The organism is Gemmatimonadota bacterium (assembly GCA_026702745.1).
Classification (GTDB): domain Bacteria; phylum JAAXHH01; class JAAXHH01; order JAAXHH01; family JAAXHH01; genus JAAXHH01.
The window spans coordinates 67,603-82,864 of sequence record JAPPBT010000018.1 but is presented as its reverse complement, the minus strand read 5'-3'; the positions used below and the strand labels follow the sequence as shown (position 1 = coordinate 82,864).

The following is a 15,262-nucleotide window of genomic DNA, read 5'->3' as shown; positions in this document are numbered from 1 at the left end:
TATTTCAGCAGCAAATTCGGCGACCGAGACGACCCGGTGGCAAGTGTCAAACCAGCCGCGCGAGGCAGCACTGTCGTGTTATCGGGATTCCAGGCCACACAGTACCGCCGGATCATCGGGCTGATGTCGGGCACGTCCGCCGATGGGATCGACGCGGCCGTGATACGGCTGGGCGAAAAGGATGACGGGCTTTCCCTGGACGTGCTGGGCTTCGAGACGGTGGCTTTCCCATCCGGCCTGCGCTATCGACTGATGGAAGTCTCCGATGCGAAGACCGGCAGGATCGACGAGCTCGGCCGGCTGCATTTCGAGATGGGAGAACTCTTTGCCGGGGCGGCATTCATCGTAGCGGGTTCCGCCGGGCTGTCCATGGAGGAGATCGATCTGATCGGTTCCCACGGACAGACCGTCCAGCATATGCCCGAACGGGAAGAGAGATTCGGCGTGGAAACCGGGGCGACGCTGCAGATCGGCGATCCATCGGTGATCGCGCAGCGGACCGGCGTGGTGACGGTTGGTGACTTCCGGGCGGCGGACGTGGCCCGGGGCGGACAGGGGGCTCCGCTTGTGCCCTATGTGGACTACCTGCTCTTCAGGCATCGCGAAAAGGCCCGGGGACTCCTGAACCTGGGGGGGATCGCGAATCTCACCGTGCTGCCCGCGGATCCGAAACCCGGCGACGTGCTGGCTTTCGATACGGGCCCGGCCAATATGCTGATCGATGCCGTCGCCCGGGCGGAACTGGGACGCGACATGGATGAGGACGGCGAGGTCGCAAGGCGCGGAAAGCCCTCATCAGACCTGGTGGCGGACGTGCTGGCCATGCCCTACTTCGAGCGGCCACCACCCAAGTCCACGGGCCGGGAACTGTTCGGTGACCGTTGTGCGTCGGCCCTGGTCCGCGCGGGACGGGAGGCCGGGCTCAGCAGCGAGGATCTGCTTGCGACCGCCACGGAAATCACCGTTCGTTCCATCGAGGGCGCCTGTCGACGGTTCGTCATTCCCGTCGTCACGTGCCTGGACGAACTGATCGTGAGCGGCGGCGGCGCCAGAAACGGTTTCCTGCTCGAGCGACTCGCCCGGGTGCTGGCGCCTGCCGAGGTATCCACATCGGATGATCACGGCCTGTCTTCGGACGCCAAGGAAGCCGTGGCCTTTGCGGTACTCGCCGACCGGACGGTCCGAGGGCTGCAGGGTAGCCTTCCGGGAGCGACGGGCGCGGATCGGCCCGCGGTACTGGGCAAGATCTGCCTGCCCGGATGATGTAGCTTGCGGATGCGGCACGCTGACGCAGCGCGCAGACGCAGCACGCAGACGCAGCACGCAGATGCAGCCCGCAGATGCAGCACGTAGAGGGAAGTTCGTGATGTGCTTCAATACGTCAATCATGCGGAACAACGAAAGCCGGATCCCGGTCGGCATCGTGCCAGACCACGCCGGTACCAAGCCTGACCACGCAACGGTCCGCGTACGGTGCGCGCGCCGAACGTGGCGGCCAGCTCACGCGCTGATCCCCGGACAATCTTCCAGGTGGCCAGTTCACACGCCGGATGGCATACGGACCGCGTGTTGGCCGGCTCTATTGCCGATCCCCGGATGGGCCGCCTGTTGGCCGGTGCTTCTGTTGCTCCTGTTTATCCTGGGATGCGCCGGCCGGCCGCTTCCATCCGATCGTACCGCGCGGCCGGCTCCTTCCGAGACCGCGCCGACATCGGGGGCGTTCAAGCCCGGTCAGCTTCCGATGATCCGGATCGGCTTGCTGGTGAACCGGGACTCGGCAAACCTGACCGGAACAGGCCGCTTTCGCGTCGTGGACCGGGCCAGCGGCGAAGTGATCGGCACATCGTCATCCGGGCAGATCTGGCGAATGCAGGCGAAAGGCGCGTGGATCGACGTGTCCGCTCCGGGCGGAGCGGCCCAGGGACTGTATACCGGTCCGATCCAGGTGAATCCGCTCGCGCGGGAAGGACGTATCAAAGCCGCGGACCGGGAGTATCGCGGATCGATGGAGGTGGTTTCGAACAAGAACGGCAAGTTGACCGTCGTGAACATCCTCGACGTGGAGAACTACCTGCGCGGAGTCGTTCCCCCTGAGATCGGCAAGCTCAATGAAGACCGCATCGAGGCGCTGAAAGCCCAGGCTGTAGCGGCCCGGACGTATACGGTGTCGAACCTGGGCAGGCGCAAGGCCCTGGGATTCGATCTGTACGGGACCGTGGCCGACCAGGTATACCGCGGCTACAGCGCGGAATGGTCCGTCGCGGACCGGGCGATTTCGGAAACCCGCGGCATGATCGCTACTTACGAGGGCAAACCGATCGCCGCCCAGTACTCCTCGACCTGCGCGGGCGAAACCGAATCCATCGAGGACGCCTGGGGGGGCAATCCCATTCCGTACCTGCGCTCCGTGCGGGACCGGCACCGCGGAAGCGACGACTTCTGCAACCATTCGCCGGTCTATACATGGCGTGTGGAGTGGAACAAGAATACGCTGGAGAACATCCTGTCGACGAGGCTTCCCGGCCTGGATCCAAGCAAGCGGGGTGAGTATTCTCTACGCAATATATCCATAAAAAGTCGATCGCCGACCGGGCGCGTTCAACTGCTCGAGATACAGTCGAATCACGGGACGACTACGTTGCGAAGCGGGCAGATACGTTCCGCATTGCGCCGGCCTGTCCGGGGCCAGCCGATGCTACGCAGCACGAAGTTCGACTTGAAGTTCAGGCAAAACACAGTCGTGGCGGAAGGAGGCGGCTATGGCCACGGTATCGGAATGTGCCAGATGGGCGCCATTGGGATGGCCGGCCAGGGATACAAGTACGACCAGATCCTGAAACACTACTACCGCGGCATCGACCTGGACCGCGCGTACAACTGAATGAGTGGAGAAGGACATGATGAATCCGAAACCCCGCCGAAGTCCCGCCGTCTTCCTGATCCCGTTGTTTTCCGCCTGCATGGTGGTAATGGCGTGCTACTACTCCACTTCGCAGGGATCGCGCGCCGGAGACATACGCAACATCGTCATACCGCTGTTTGACAACACCACGGTGGAGACCGGCATTCAGGAATCGCTGACGGACACCGTGATCGAACGGTTTCTCACCAACGGCGAATTCAGGATCGTGGATCTGCGGCAGGCGGACGCGGCGATCATCGGCGTAATCACCGATTTGCAGGAGGAGTCCGTGGCGTTCTCCGCGGGAACGCTGGCCCGGGAAGTCCGCCTCTGGATCGTCGTGGACGTCCGTTTTGAAACCGTGGACAAGAAGGAAGTGATCTGGGAGGAAAGGCAGCTGCGTACCTTCGGCGACTACGCCATCGATACCGGTACGGACTCCGACCGCGAGCCGGCCCTTGAGACCGCCATCGAGAAAATGGCCGACGAGATCCTGAACCAGTCCATATCGGGGTGGTAGTCGTCGACGCCGGGACCTAACGCGCCCTGCGTGCCTGGCAGTGAGCACGAAACCTGCCGTGCCCAGCGTACCTGTTGGTTTGGACCTAACGCGCCCAACGTGCCTGGCGGTCCGGCCCGTCTGATCCGTTATTCTGATACCACTGACAGCGGTCTATCCAGGCTTCCGCCGTCCTGGCCACACTTCCCGAACCCACTAGCGCCGCCATGCGCCCAAAGGCTTCGGCCGACTGATCGTAGCGCTCCAGGTAGAATTGTGACATGGCTTCCAGGCGCAGACATTCCTGCCGTACGACCTCGTCCGGAAGTCCGATCGTCTCCGCTTTCGACAGGTACTCGAGCGCCTGTTCATAGGAACCTGAGCGGAACAGCCAGCGGCCCAGGAGGTAGTGGCCCGTCCCGTAATCAGGCGCGAGATCACCCGAGTCCCGGACGGACAGGACCAGGCGCCAGTGGCCGGTCACGGCGGTCAGGTAGGTCATGATCGTATCCCGGATCGACTCCCGGTCGAGCACCTCCAACCGGATGGACGCGGCGCGCGACATGGCTTCCGACGCCTGCAGGTCCACGACTGCTTTGTAACTGCGCCTGGCATCGTCGATCCTCCCGGTCTTCCACGCCGTATCTCCACGGACCAGTTGGGCGTCCGCCAGCAACCCGACGGTCTGGTCCGGTCGTTCGATTCGCTGGGCGACCGTCTCGATCCTTTCGTAGTTCCCCTGCCGGTAGATCCCGTACAGCAAACCCCTAAGGGCCGATGGGTTCTCGGGTTCCAGTTCGAGCGCGCGGTCGAAATCACGTACGGCGTCCCAGTAGCGTTGTGCATTGTAGGCCTGCCATGCCCGGTCGTTCAGCGCGGCCACTTCGTGAGGACAGTGCCGTCGGAAGATGGCGGGACGAATGAACCGCTGGCGGGCGATTCGGAGCTGGTCCTCTCGAAGCGTGATGCCGTCCACGAAGGTCTCCCACTCGGCGATGAGCTCCGCCGTCGTCCGGCCGTAGGACGTCTCGACCGCGCCGTCGGGGAAGGCCTGCTTGAACGCGGGCAAGCCATAGCGATCGATCAGGAACCGGACGAAAGATCCGCACAACGTGTAGCTGCGCGACGATGCGGCCGTCCAGAATCCCGTCATGCTCAGCAGGTTCTCCACGGGAGGGGCAAGGCCGAGTTCGCGCATGGCCCGGCTCCACTCGTGGGGATTCATGGGGTCGTCCTGCCAGTCCACCGCCTCGGCCAGACCCTCGTGGAAACCGATCCAGTAGCTGCCTCCGAACAGCGCGTTCCCGAAAGCGGCGGACATGACGTGCACCAGCTCATGTTTCAGGACGGGATGGGGAAAGGACGCGTTGTTGAGGTGCATCTCATCCGCCCCGGGGCGTTCGATGGACGTATACCGGGCGCCCATGAGCCGTTTCTTCTGGTCCGCGTTGCCGTAGATGTATGAAGCGATGCGTGCCTGAGGGGCCGGTACATCCAGGTAGGTGATGACCCGGTCGAGCTGGTATTCGTGTTCCCGGGCAATCAGGTCCATGTTCCAGGCCGTTATGGTGTTTGAATCGTAGTAGATGTCGAAGTGGGTCGTCTGCCGGTGGCCCCCCAGGGTCTGCTGGATATGCGCCCGATCGATCACGATGCCCAGGGGCGCCCGGTAGACGTAGGCCACCGCCAGCACAGCCACCGAAACCAGGAACAGCACCCGCATGGTCATGCCGGTCGCGGCACTGACGGCGCCCCCGGCGTTCGCAGGGCTTCCGCCGTTCGCAGCGCTCCCGCCGTTCGCAGCGCTCCCGCCGCTCTCAGCGCTCCCGCCGCTCTCAGCGCTCACGCCGTCCAGACCACCGTCCGGACTTCCGCCTCGGATCTTCCATAGCAGCGAGAGTTGGATCTTACGGGCCGACGGATCGAAACAGACGCACAGGCCGGTGACCATCGCAAGGACGCTGACGAGCACGATCGCTCGCGCCGCAAGCAGCGTCGAGGTGATGACCACCACTTCATCGTAAATCGGTCCGGGGAAATACCCGATGATCGGGTTGTAGGCGAAAACAGGCGGCTCGGTGGCCAGGCGAAACAAGCTGATGCCGAGGGAAACGAACATGACGCCGAGAAAAAGGAGCGTGGCGTGCCGTCTTCGCTCCGTGGCCAGCGTGCAGATCAACGCGACGGCGGTGGCCCACAGGACGCTGATGCCGGGAAGCAGCAAGTAGAACGCTAAACCCTCGGGTACGTTGCAGAACCCGCTGATCCAACTCTTGACGAACATCACAGCCATCGGCAGCAGGAGTGTCGAGAGGCAAAGCCCGAATAGCAGGGCGAGCAGCGCCGAATGGCGGGTGTTGCGCGGTTTGTCCCCTCGCCGATCATCCCCTCGCTGGCCGTCCCCTCGCAAACTGCCCCTTCGCCAGCCGCTCACGAGATGAACGGTCATCACGCCCGTGGCGAAGGTGGCGATGGCGGCGGTGAAGAAGGCGAACTCGAAACCGAGGTCATCCACCAGGGGCATCTGCGTCATCGCCGCCGCGGCTGCCGTAAGAACCGCGGTCGCCGCCAGATAAGGCTTGTGGCGCAGTACGCTTGTTATGAAGTGGTTGCCCGGGCTCATGAGAAGACCCGCAGTGGTGAATAGACCTGCAGTCGTGAAAAGACGTCGAGACGTACAGGCATTAAGTCGCGTTTCGAATCCGTGATATTTCAGGTATCCGTGGTTGAGCATGATATACCTGACGGCGCTTCAGGGCCAGATGATTCGAAGCGTTTTTCCTGTCCGGCCCGCCCGCGCGGCGGTATAATGACTGCGTTTCCGATGAACCCGAAGCAAGGAGGTATGTGAGATGAACATGGATCTGGAATACCGCCCCGTACTGGGCACGAAACTGGACTATGGAATCGGCATCATCGGGGCGGGCGGGATCGTAAACGCCGCGCACCTCCCCGCCTACCGGAAGGCGGGTTTCAACGTGATCGGGTTGACGGACAAGGATGTCGACAAGGCCAACCAGACTGCCCGGGTTTTCGAGGTGCCTAAGGTATTTCCTACCGTGGATTCGCTGCTCGACGACCCCGCTGTCGAGATCGTGGACATCGCCGTTCCGCCCTGGCACCAGAAGGAACTCGTCCGGAAGGCGACGGCGGCCGGCAAGCACCTGCTCTGCCAGAAACCACTTTCAAACGTATACACCGAAGCCGTTGAGATCGTGGAGATGGCGGAGGAACGCGGCGTAAAGCTGGCCGTGAACCAGCAGATGCGGTGGGACCAGGCGGTGAGGGCGTCCCGTACGCTGCTGAACCGCGGGTTGCTGGGTGAACCCGCTTCGGCCGTGATCGACGTGAGCATCCTGACCGAATGGCGGGCCTGGCCCTGGGTCCTCGAGGCCGAGGGACTCGACCTGATGTTCCACAGTATTCATTACTTCGACAGCATGCGTTCCCTTTTCGGAGACCCCGTGCGCGTCTGGTCGTCCGGCGCCTCCTATCCCGGGCATGTGGCGACCGGCGAAACACGGACCATCACGGTGTTTGAGTACTCGGACACCTTCCAGGCCCTGGTGTCCGTCAACCACAACAACTGGACGGAGGAGTGCTTTGCGACGCTGCGCATTGACGGGACGGAAGGATACGCCGCGGGGACTTTCGGCCTGCTGTACGACTATCCACACGGCCGGCCGGACACAATAGCATGGTGCAGCCGGAAGCTCGATGCCGGCAGGACCATCAATAACCGGTTCGAAGAGCGGTGGATACCCGACTCCTTCATCGGTCCCATGGGCGAACTGATGTCCTCCATCGAACAGGACCGGCTTCCCGAGACTAACGGGCGGGACAACCTCAAGACGCTTCAGCTGGTCAATGCCGGCTACCGGTCCATGGCGGAACACCGGGCTGTGGATCCGAGCGAAATTGGATAGCGGCGCAGGGTGTCCGGCCGGTCCTTCTGACTGCGCGATGCACAACCTTGCCGGGCTAGCCGGGCTAGCCGGGCTAGCCGGGCTATATTGTTTGTAAGCAGTTTTAATATATTGTCAATGTTGATCGAAACAAAAATCAACATATGGTTTTGATTTGGGATACCTGCCGGGCCCTGTAACATGAAAACGGACGTTGTCATCGTAGGCGCAGGCGTGATCGGACTATCCATCGCCTACGAACTGCTGTGCCGCGGGACGAGCGTAACTCTCGTAGATCCGGGCGATCCGGGCAAGGAAGCTTCCTGGGCCGCCGCCGGTGTACTTGCGCCGCAGGGCGCCCGTCCGGTTAACCGGGCCTATCTCGACCTGTGCCTGGCGGGCCTGGATATGTACGCCGACTGGTCCGCCGTACTGCTCGAGGAAACCGGCATAAACGTCGAGTACCGGACCGAAGCAGGGCTGCAGGTCGCCTTCGACGACGAGGAATCTGAAGAGCTGGACCGGAGATACCGTCATCAGCAGGATCTGGGTCTTCCGGTCGAGCAACTCACCGGCGAAGAGGTACGCGCGCTCGAGCCCATGCTGTCGCCCGATACACGGTGCGGCCTGCGCTTCGAAAGGATGCACCAGGTGGAGAACCGGCGGCTGGTCCAGGCCCTGGTCGCCGCCGTCAGGGCCCGTGGAGGGGTATTCCGAATCGGGAACCCGGTCGTCGACCTGATCGTACGGAGGAACCGGGCGGCCGGCGTCGTCGTCCCCGGCGAACGCATCGGAGCCAAACGCGTGGTGGTCGCGGCCGGCGCCTGGTCCGGCCTGCTGAAGTGGATCCAGGACTCACCGCCGCCGGTCCAGCCCGTGCGGGGCCAGATGGTCTGCGTCGACGGAAGTGCCATCCCACCCCTGGGCCGCGTCGTCTACGGCATGGAACAGTACCTTGTTCCCCGCAGGGACGGCCGCGTGTTAATAGGCGCCACGGTGGAGAAGACCGGGTTCGACGCCAGCGTGACCGCGGGTGGTGTGTCCGATGTGATCAAGGAGGGGCTGCGCATGGCGCCCGTACTGGCGGAAGCACCGGTCGTGGAAACCTGGGCGGGACTGCGTCCCATGGCAAAGGACGGTAAACCCATTCTCGGCCCGGCGCGGTGCCCGCTTCCATGGCTCCGTTCCTGGCGGATCGTTTCGACCGGTAGAAAGCGCGGCGCGCGGTGTGCGGCGCGCGGTGCGTGGCGCACGGTGCGCGGCGCGCCTTGACACGGCGCTGGCAGCCACGTCGGCGCGCTCCCGTACACGGTGCCCCCAGCAATTAGAAGAACGAGAAGTCGATTTCCTTGCTGGTCATGAACTCCAGCAGGGCCGGCACCCCTTCCTCCGTTTTCCTGATCCCCCGCTTCAGCGCCGGGATGATCTCGTCGGGAGACTCGACCCGCTCGCCGTAGCCGCCGAAGGCCTCCGCCATCAGGGCATAGTTCCCCGAAATATCGGTCGCCCCGTACTTCGCCTGCGACGTGGGCATGACGGGGATCTCGATGGCCATGGAGTGGTTGTTGAACAGCACGGAGAGGATGGGGATGCGCTCACGCACGGCCGTCTCGAAGTCCATGCCCGTGAACCCGATGGCCGCGTCGCCCCACACGTTGATGCAGAGCCGGTCCGGGTGGACCAGCTTCGCGCCCATGGCCAGCCCGAGCCCGTAGCCGAGCTGGGTGGTCTTGCCCCAGCCGATGTAGCTCAGGGGCGTGGTCGAGGGCCAGAAGGGGGTCAACTGGTCCCGGGGACTGCCCGCGTCGTGGGTGATGATCGTCCTGTCGATGTCGACCGTGTCGATCATGTCGCTGATGACCCGGTAGGGGGAGAAGGGCGTGGAGGCATCTTTGAGTTTCGGCGTCCAGGCGTTCATCCAGCGCTGCCTGATCGCCTGGATTTCGGTCACGATCCCTTCGTACCGGCCGCGCGGCTTGTTCTTCAACCGGTCCGCAACCTCGTCGATGAGGGCCCGGAGGGTGAGCGCGGCATCGCCCACGATCGGATAGTGGCACGCAACGTCCTTGTTGATGTCGCCGGGATCCAGTGTGGCGTGGATGTAGGTCTTTCCCTCGGGCATGGTCAGGCCGAAGTTCGTCCGGGTGAAGCTGCACCCGATGCCGAAGATCACGTCGGCGTTCTGCACGAAGACGTGCACAGGTTCCGGCATCGACCGGCCCCCGTTTCCCAGGGAGAGCGGGTGGTTCTCCGGGAAAGCGCTCTTGCCGTCCAGGCTGGTGGTAACCGGCGCCTCGAGCAGTTCGGCCAACTGTTGCAGCTCGGACCAGGCCTCCGCGTAGTGCACCCCCTGTCCAGCGTAGATGACCGGCCTTTCCGCCGCGACCAGGGCCTCGGCGGCGTCGCGCACCGCGTCCGGATCGGGTCCGACGCGCACGGACGGCGTCGGCCGGTATTCAAAGGGACCGGGAACCTCTTCGCCCAGAATGTCAGTCGGGAACTCCACCAGCGCCGGGCCGGGCCGCCCGTTCCTCACCTGCGTGAAGGCCCGCCTCATGACCTCCGATACGGTCTCGGGGAGCACCAGGTACTCGCAGGACTTGGTGATGTGCTGGAAGTTGAGATAGGCGTGGAAATTCGGCGACAACTGGGCGACCGTCCTCCGGTACCCCATGGGGAGCACCACGATGGGCACCGATTCCCCGAAGGCCTGTGCCACGCCGCCGTAGGCGTTCTCCGTCCCCGGCCCGCTCTGCATGCAGAACACCCCGATTTTGCGGCCGGAAGTCAGCCGGCTCATGGCATCGGCCATGTGGAGACCGATCCGTTCCTGCCGGACGATCACCGTGCGGATGTCCAACTCGGCCGCCGTCTCGATCAGTGGATTGACCGGGTACGCGAACAGGTACTCGACGCCTTCCTGCTTCAATACGTGGGCAACCGCCTGCGCAACGTTCATATCGTTCTTACTCCTCTTCATTCGGGTAGTTGGATGCCATGCTGGATGCTTTGCGTTCGGATAGGGGACCTAAGCAGGCCGCTGTTCGTTCAAGCTCCGGATCATATCGCGCACGCCGTCCATCCCGAGATTGCCGCCGCTGAACAGCGCGGCGACGCGCTGGCCCCGCCACGACGACGCCTCGCGCATGCACAGGGCGAACACCGCCGCGGCCGCACCTTCCGCGATGAACCCGGTGTGTTCCAGGACGACGGGGATCGCCTGCTTCATCTCTTCCTCGGTGACGAGATGCATTTCGTCGACCCGGTCTTTCAGGACGTCGAAGGCCAGGCCGCCTGGATAGGTCGTCGCCAGTCCCCCGGCGAAGGTGTCGCAGGTCGCCGTGGTCACGGTCCGGCCTTCCTGCCAGGACCGGTAAACCGACGGCGCGTTGTGCGCCTGGACGCCGATGAGACGAACGTCCGGTTGGGTGGCCTTGATGGCCGCGCCCACACCCGCGATCAGGTTGCCGCCGCCCACGGGCAGCACCACCGCGTCCACGTCCGGCAGATCCTCCACGATCTCCAGGCCGATGGTGCCCGCGCCCGCCATGAGGCCGAAGTCCTCACCGTCTTCGATGTACACCATGCCGGTCTCTTCCGCGATCTCCCGGGACCGCGCGAATCCGTCGGCAATCGTTTCCCCGTGGACGACCAGCTCGGCGCCGAGGCGGCGGATGGCGTCGCTCTTCACCTCGGGTGTTCCGTGGGGCACGACCACCGTGACGGGAACGCCCATCACGCCTCCGCCGTAGGCAATGCCCTGGCCATGGTTGCCGGTGGACGCCGTGGTGACGCCCCTGGCGCGCTGCGCATCGTCGAGCAGGGACATGGTGTACAACCCGCCCCTCACCTTGAAGGAGCGGATCGGCTGGAAATTCTCGTACTTTATGTGGAGTTCCAGCCCCAGGGCCTCGCTGAACGCGGCGGACCGGTACATGGGCGTCGGAGACAGGTGTTGGTTGAGGAAACGGTGTGCCTTTTGGATATCGGCCAGCGTGGGGTGGGTGGGCATGGGGTGCGGTAGTTGATGAATACAGGTCGTGTACTCACGTCCCTGAAGTTAGAGAACGCTAGGTGAACTTGGCAGATTCTGCAATCTGCTTATTCTGCCCTAAAGAAGCAGTATGTCAAGATACAAAGGAGTTGACAGTTATACCAATGTGCTCTTACTATAGACTGAACCAAGGGACAATATGTATATCTAAAATAACCTATATATAACAACTTCAATATTTTATATAGGACAACTTGATGGACAAAAAAGGTGTCAACAATGAGACGATTTGAAACTACCCATCCGTGGCTGCGAAGCTTCGACACGGACTATTTGGTTCACGCCCCACCAAGGATCTGGATGTTACTTGGTGAGATCAAGGCTAAATGCGAGCAACTGACAGGAATTCCGTTGATGAGACAGACGGCGCATGAACTGTACCAGGTGTACCTGGCCAGGGGCGTACTTGGTACAACCGCGATCGAAGGCAACACCCTTTCGGAAGAAGATGTACGTGCGCATATGGAAGGAAAACTGAGACTTCCGGAGTCAAAGGAGTACTTGAAACAGGAGATCGACAATATCCTGGCGGAAATAAGAAGAATGTTGTCACGTCGTAGTCGAAGTAAACTTCCACCGTGGTCAACAAAGGAAATATGCCGGCATAACAAGGTGGTGTTAAAAGGTCTCGAGTTGCCGGACGAGGAAACGGTACCAGGCGAGATACGTAAGCACTCCGTTGGTGTGGGCAGGTATCGCGCGGTTCAGGCGGAAGATTGCAATTACTTGCTTGAACAACTATGCAAATGGTTGAATTCGTCTAACAACGACACAAACGAAGACAGTAGAGTCGCGATTGGCTTAGTCAAAGCGATCGCCGCCCACCTTTACTTTGCTTGGATTCATCCTTTTGGAGACGGGAACGGAAGAACAGCCAGGCTGATCGAGTTCAGAATACTCATTGAAGCGGATATTCCAATCCCTGCGACATTGCTTCCCAGCAATTTCTATAACCAGACCAGAACGGAATATGCCAGACAACTTGACAGGGCATCACAGTCTGGAGGGAAAATGGACCAATTCATGGAATATGCGATTCGAGGTTTCTCTGAAGGCCTAACAGAACAGCTTGCATCGATCAGAAGTCAACATCTTCAAATATCCTGGATCAATTTCGTGCATGAGCAATTCCAGGGTATGACCGGTGCAGCTGCGAAACGTCGTAGGAATCTGGTCCTGGCTCTCTCGGAACAGGATCAACCCGTTCCCAGGTCGCAGATCGGTGAAGTCAGCCCCAGGGTCGCCAGGGAATACGCGAATGCTTCACAGAAAATGATCAGTCGAGACTTGAATTATCTGAGGAAAATGGATCTTGTCGAACGAACCAGACGAGGTTACAGTGCGAAGAAACAGATTATGCAAGCCTTCTTGACCTGAGCTTAAGTCGATCTGATCCACGTGGATGGGAAACATGCAAAGACACACCTGCAAGCGCATCACCCCCGCGGAAGTCGCCGCGAAGATTCCTGCTCCGAACGGGGATCGGTTCCACGTCGCCCTTGAGCGCGGCGAACTGCAGATCGAGCTGTACATCCCCCGTGATGTGGACGATCAGAAGCCCCACAGCCGAGACGAGTGCTACGTGATCGTCGAAGGGAAGGGGAAATTCGCAATGGGGGGAGAGGTCGTGCCATTCGAGGCCGGGGATTTCTTCTTTGTGCCCGCGGGCGTCGAGCACCGGTTCCTTGATTTCGGCGAGTCGATGACCACCTGGGTCATCTTCTACGGACCGGAAGGCGGCGAGCAGATCTGAAAGTCACCCATCCCCGCTGTCCGCATCCGCCCACCCGCGCAGAGACTTGAGCCGTCTCGACAGTTTCTGGATCTCTTCCTCGATCAACCCGATTTCATCCCCCACACTGATCCGGCCGTCCCGCTCCAGGTGCCTGCGCCTTTCCTCCGACTCCCGGTCGGCCTGGGCTTCGGACATGGAGTTGATGATGACCCCGATGAAGAGGTTCAGCATGATCATGGTGCCGAGCATCACGAAGGAAACGAAGAATGCGGCGCCGAGGAGGGGCATGGCCCGGGAGGCTTCGCGGAGGTGGGCCTGGGCGAAATCGGCGTAATTCGGATAGGCGTCGCTGCCGTACATCTGGATATACATCACATCGGTCCAGTCCTCCAGGGTCACGACCCGGAAGAGGGTCAGCAGCGCCGTCGCCAGGTCCTGGAAGTGCACGGGGTCGTTGCCGCGGAAGAGGTAGACGCCCAGCACCGCGTAGACGTAGAACAGCACGGCCAGCAGCAGGCCGACGTATCCCAGCGACGTGACCGACTTGAGCAGCGAGTTGACCAGGAGCTGCAGTTTCGGCACCGCGGTCACCAGCCGCAGCGCCCGCAGCACCCGGGCCAGGCGCAGCACCGCCGCGTACTGTCCGCCCGCGGGCATCAGGCAGGCCACCACGATGAGGAAATCGAACACGTTCCAGCGGTCGCCGAAATACCGGTACCAGTGACGGCCGTGGCGCGCCATCTTCAGCAGGGCTTCCACGATGAAGAACAGCAGGACCAACTGGTCGAGCCGGTGCAGCCAGTCGCCGTACCGGGCTACCATTTCCCGCGAGGTTTCCAGCCCCACCAGGATGGCGGCCGCCGTGATCACCCCGAGTACGGTGTGCTGAAACGCCTTCGAATCGACCAGTCTACCGATTTGCGCTTGCAACGTTGACCTCATTTACCTCGCACGCAGGATCTGGTAGTAGAAGGTGCCGGTGATCTCCAGGAATGGATGGAGGAAATCGGCGGGAAGGGGCGGGAAGGGGCTGGCCGACTCGATGGCGTTGCGGCTCGAGGCCACGAGGGACTGGTAGGGGATGTCGTTGTCGCGGTAGGACAGGACTTCGAGGTCGCGCAGCGCGCCGTCGGGCATGATCTTGAACCGTATGATGACCCGCCCGCTCACCAGGCCGAGGTTGAAGGCCTCGGGGGCGAACCAGCGCCGTCTCACCCTTTCGCGGAGGATGTACAGGTAAGGCGCGTAGTCCCAGGCGTAGGTGCTGAGCGAGAAATCGCCGTAGTCCCTGACCGAGGTGTGTCGGTTGTCCGTTCTGGGCACCCGCGGCCCGGTACTCCCGAAGCCAAATCCGAAACGCCGGTGCCGCTCATACGTGGGTTGGCGGGATTCCTGGGCCAGTTCGTTCAGGTCGTCCTGGGGGATGAAGACCGGGGCTTCCGGTCCGGTAGGCCGGGGCGCCGAAGCGATGATTTCGCCTTCCATCCCGCCTTCGCCGCGGCCCGTGCGTCCGCCGCTGCCCCGGAATTCGGGCCGGATAATCATGTCCGAGGTCCACATCGGCGGGTCTACCAGCTCATTGAAATCCTCGATGCCGCCCTCCCGTGGGGTGAGCGGGACGCCGCCGGCGAAGGGGTCGTGCTGTTGATCTTCCTCTTCCTCGGAATCCTCCATCGTCCTGATCTCCAGGTCGCCCTCGGAATAAGCCAGCCCCTCGGGCAGCTCCGTATCCTCCATCAGGTCGCTCGCGACGGCGTTCTTGTCCGCCACGTCGGCGTCGGGATCGTCCGGTGGTTCCTCCACGCGGGCTTCTTCCGGCACGTCGACCAGGGTCGGCGGATTCTGCATTTCCATGTAGGCCTGTTCGAGCTGCTCCAGGCGCTCGTAGGGCGCGAGCGTGAGTTCGATCATGTTCCGGTCTTCGAGCAGGCCGGTGGCCAACAGAAACATCAGGGATAGGCTATGGAGCAGTCCCGCGGCTACGAAGGCGATCAGCAGGTACTTGGCCGTACTGCGGCGAAAGGTTACGGTCCGTCCCAGGAGCCGGGAATGGTGGGCGTATTCTTTCGAGTGAATATCCATGCATGATTCTTATGGGCGGGGAGGGGATTCAATCACGTTGTAATGAACGCGTTGAAGGGCAAGGGGTTCCATTCGGTGTAGATAC

11 protein-coding genes and 1 pseudogene are annotated in these 15,262 nt (G+C 62.1%); 7 read left to right on the top strand and 5 right to left on the bottom strand.

Features of this window, described 5'->3' with window-relative positions; genetic code table 11:
* Positions 1 to 75: 75 nt before the first annotated feature.
* The 3 genes from OXH56_02960 (at position 76) to lptE (ending at position 3,422) form a co-directional block, all read left to right on the top strand.
* Complete coding sequence (locus tag OXH56_02960) at positions 76 to 1,263, top strand: anhydro-N-acetylmuramic acid kinase (GenBank protein MCY3554260.1); 1,188 nt, start codon at positions 76 to 78, stop codon at positions 1,261 to 1,263.
* Between the two features lie 361 nt (positions 1,264 to 1,624).
* Positions 1,625 to 2,881, top strand: coding sequence for a SpoIID/LytB domain-containing protein (locus tag OXH56_02955; protein ID MCY3554259.1), 1,257 nt, complete (start codon positions 1,625 to 1,627; stop codon positions 2,879 to 2,881).
* Positions 2,882 to 2,897: 16 nt separating this feature from the next.
* Positions 2,898 to 3,422 (top strand): LPS assembly lipoprotein LptE, encoded by a 525-nt coding sequence (lptE, locus tag OXH56_02950; protein ID MCY3554258.1) that lies wholly within the window; start codon positions 2,898 to 2,900, stop codon positions 3,420 to 3,422.
* A gap of 85 nt (positions 3,423 to 3,507) precedes the next feature.
* Here lptE and OXH56_02945 read toward each other — a convergent pair whose 3' ends face one another.
* On the bottom strand, positions 3,508 to 6,024 hold the full coding sequence (locus tag OXH56_02945) for a hypothetical protein (GenBank protein ID MCY3554257.1): 2,517 nt from the start codon (positions 6,022 to 6,024) through the stop codon (positions 3,508 to 3,510).
* 229 nt (positions 6,025 to 6,253) lie between these two features.
* Here OXH56_02945 and OXH56_02940 point away from each other — a divergent pair, with 229 nt between their 5' ends.
* Positions 6,254 to 7,327 carry a Gfo/Idh/MocA family oxidoreductase gene (locus tag OXH56_02940; GenBank protein ID MCY3554256.1) on the top strand — a complete coding sequence of 358 codons (1,074 nt, stop codon included), beginning with the start codon at positions 6,254 to 6,256 and terminating at the stop codon, positions 7,325 to 7,327.
* Positions 7,328 to 7,507: 180 nt separating this feature from the next.
* Positions 7,508 to 8,578, top strand: coding sequence for a glycine oxidase ThiO (thiO, locus tag OXH56_02935; protein ID MCY3554255.1), 1,071 nt, complete (start codon positions 7,508 to 7,510; stop codon positions 8,576 to 8,578).
* A 52-nt stretch (positions 8,579 to 8,630) separates the two neighbouring features.
* Here the strand turns inward: thiO and OXH56_02930 are convergent.
* Positions 8,631 to 10,307, bottom strand: a pseudogene (locus OXH56_02930) (thiamine pyrophosphate-requiring protein).
* 27 nt (positions 10,308 to 10,334) lie between these two features.
* A complete protein-coding gene (locus OXH56_02925) occupies positions 10,335 to 11,318 on the bottom strand; it encodes a threonine/serine dehydratase (protein ID MCY3554254.1) in 984 nt (327 codons plus the stop codon).
* Positions 11,319 to 11,579: 261 nt separating this feature from the next.
* Here OXH56_02925 and OXH56_02920 point away from each other — a divergent pair, with 261 nt between their 5' ends.
* Both OXH56_02920 and OXH56_02915 read left to right on the top strand, forming a co-directional pair.
* Positions 11,580 to 12,737: a Fic family protein gene (locus OXH56_02920; GenBank protein MCY3554253.1), complete on the top strand. Its 1,158-nt coding sequence runs from the start codon at positions 11,580 to 11,582 to the stop codon at positions 12,735 to 12,737.
* Positions 12,738 to 12,771: 34 nt separating this feature from the next.
* Complete coding sequence (locus tag OXH56_02915) at positions 12,772 to 13,113, top strand: cupin domain-containing protein (GenBank protein ID MCY3554252.1); 342 nt, start codon at positions 12,772 to 12,774, stop codon at positions 13,111 to 13,113.
* Positions 13,114 to 13,116: 3 nt separating this feature from the next.
* On the opposite strand, the gene OXH56_02910 is transcribed toward OXH56_02915, so the two are convergent.
* Both OXH56_02910 and OXH56_02905 read right to left on the bottom strand, forming a co-directional pair.
* On the bottom strand, positions 13,117 to 14,025 hold the full coding sequence (locus OXH56_02910) for an ion transporter (GenBank protein MCY3554251.1): 909 nt from the start codon (positions 14,023 to 14,025) through the stop codon (positions 13,117 to 13,119).
* A gap of 12 nt (positions 14,026 to 14,037) precedes the next feature.
* Complete coding sequence (locus tag OXH56_02905) at positions 14,038 to 15,177, bottom strand: hypothetical protein (GenBank protein ID MCY3554250.1); 1,140 nt, start codon at positions 15,175 to 15,177, stop codon at positions 14,038 to 14,040.
* Positions 15,178 to 15,262: the final 85 nt, after the last annotated feature.

Coding starts and splice junctions, on each gene's coding strand:
- lptE (MCY3554258.1), top strand. CDS start 2,898: ATGATGAATCCGAAACCCCGCCGAAGTCCCGCCGTCTTCCTGATCCCG.
- OXH56_02945 (MCY3554257.1), bottom strand. CDS start 6,024: ATGAGCCCGGGCAACCACTTCATAACAAGCGTACTGCGCCACAAGCCT.
- OXH56_02940 (MCY3554256.1), top strand. CDS start 6,254: ATGAACATGGATCTGGAATACCGCCCCGTACTGGGCACGAAACTGGAC.
- thiO (MCY3554255.1), top strand. CDS start 7,508: ATGAAAACGGACGTTGTCATCGTAGGCGCAGGCGTGATCGGACTATCC.
- OXH56_02925 (MCY3554254.1), bottom strand. CDS start 11,318: ATGCCCACCCACCCCACGCTGGCCGATATCCAAAAGGCACACCGTTTC.
- OXH56_02920 (MCY3554253.1), top strand. CDS start 11,580: ATGAGACGATTTGAAACTACCCATCCGTGGCTGCGAAGCTTCGACACG.
- OXH56_02915 (MCY3554252.1), top strand. CDS start 12,772: ATGCAAAGACACACCTGCAAGCGCATCACCCCCGCGGAAGTCGCCGCG.
- OXH56_02905 (MCY3554250.1), bottom strand. CDS start 15,177: ATGGATATTCACTCGAAAGAATACGCCCACCATTCCCGGCTCCTGGGA.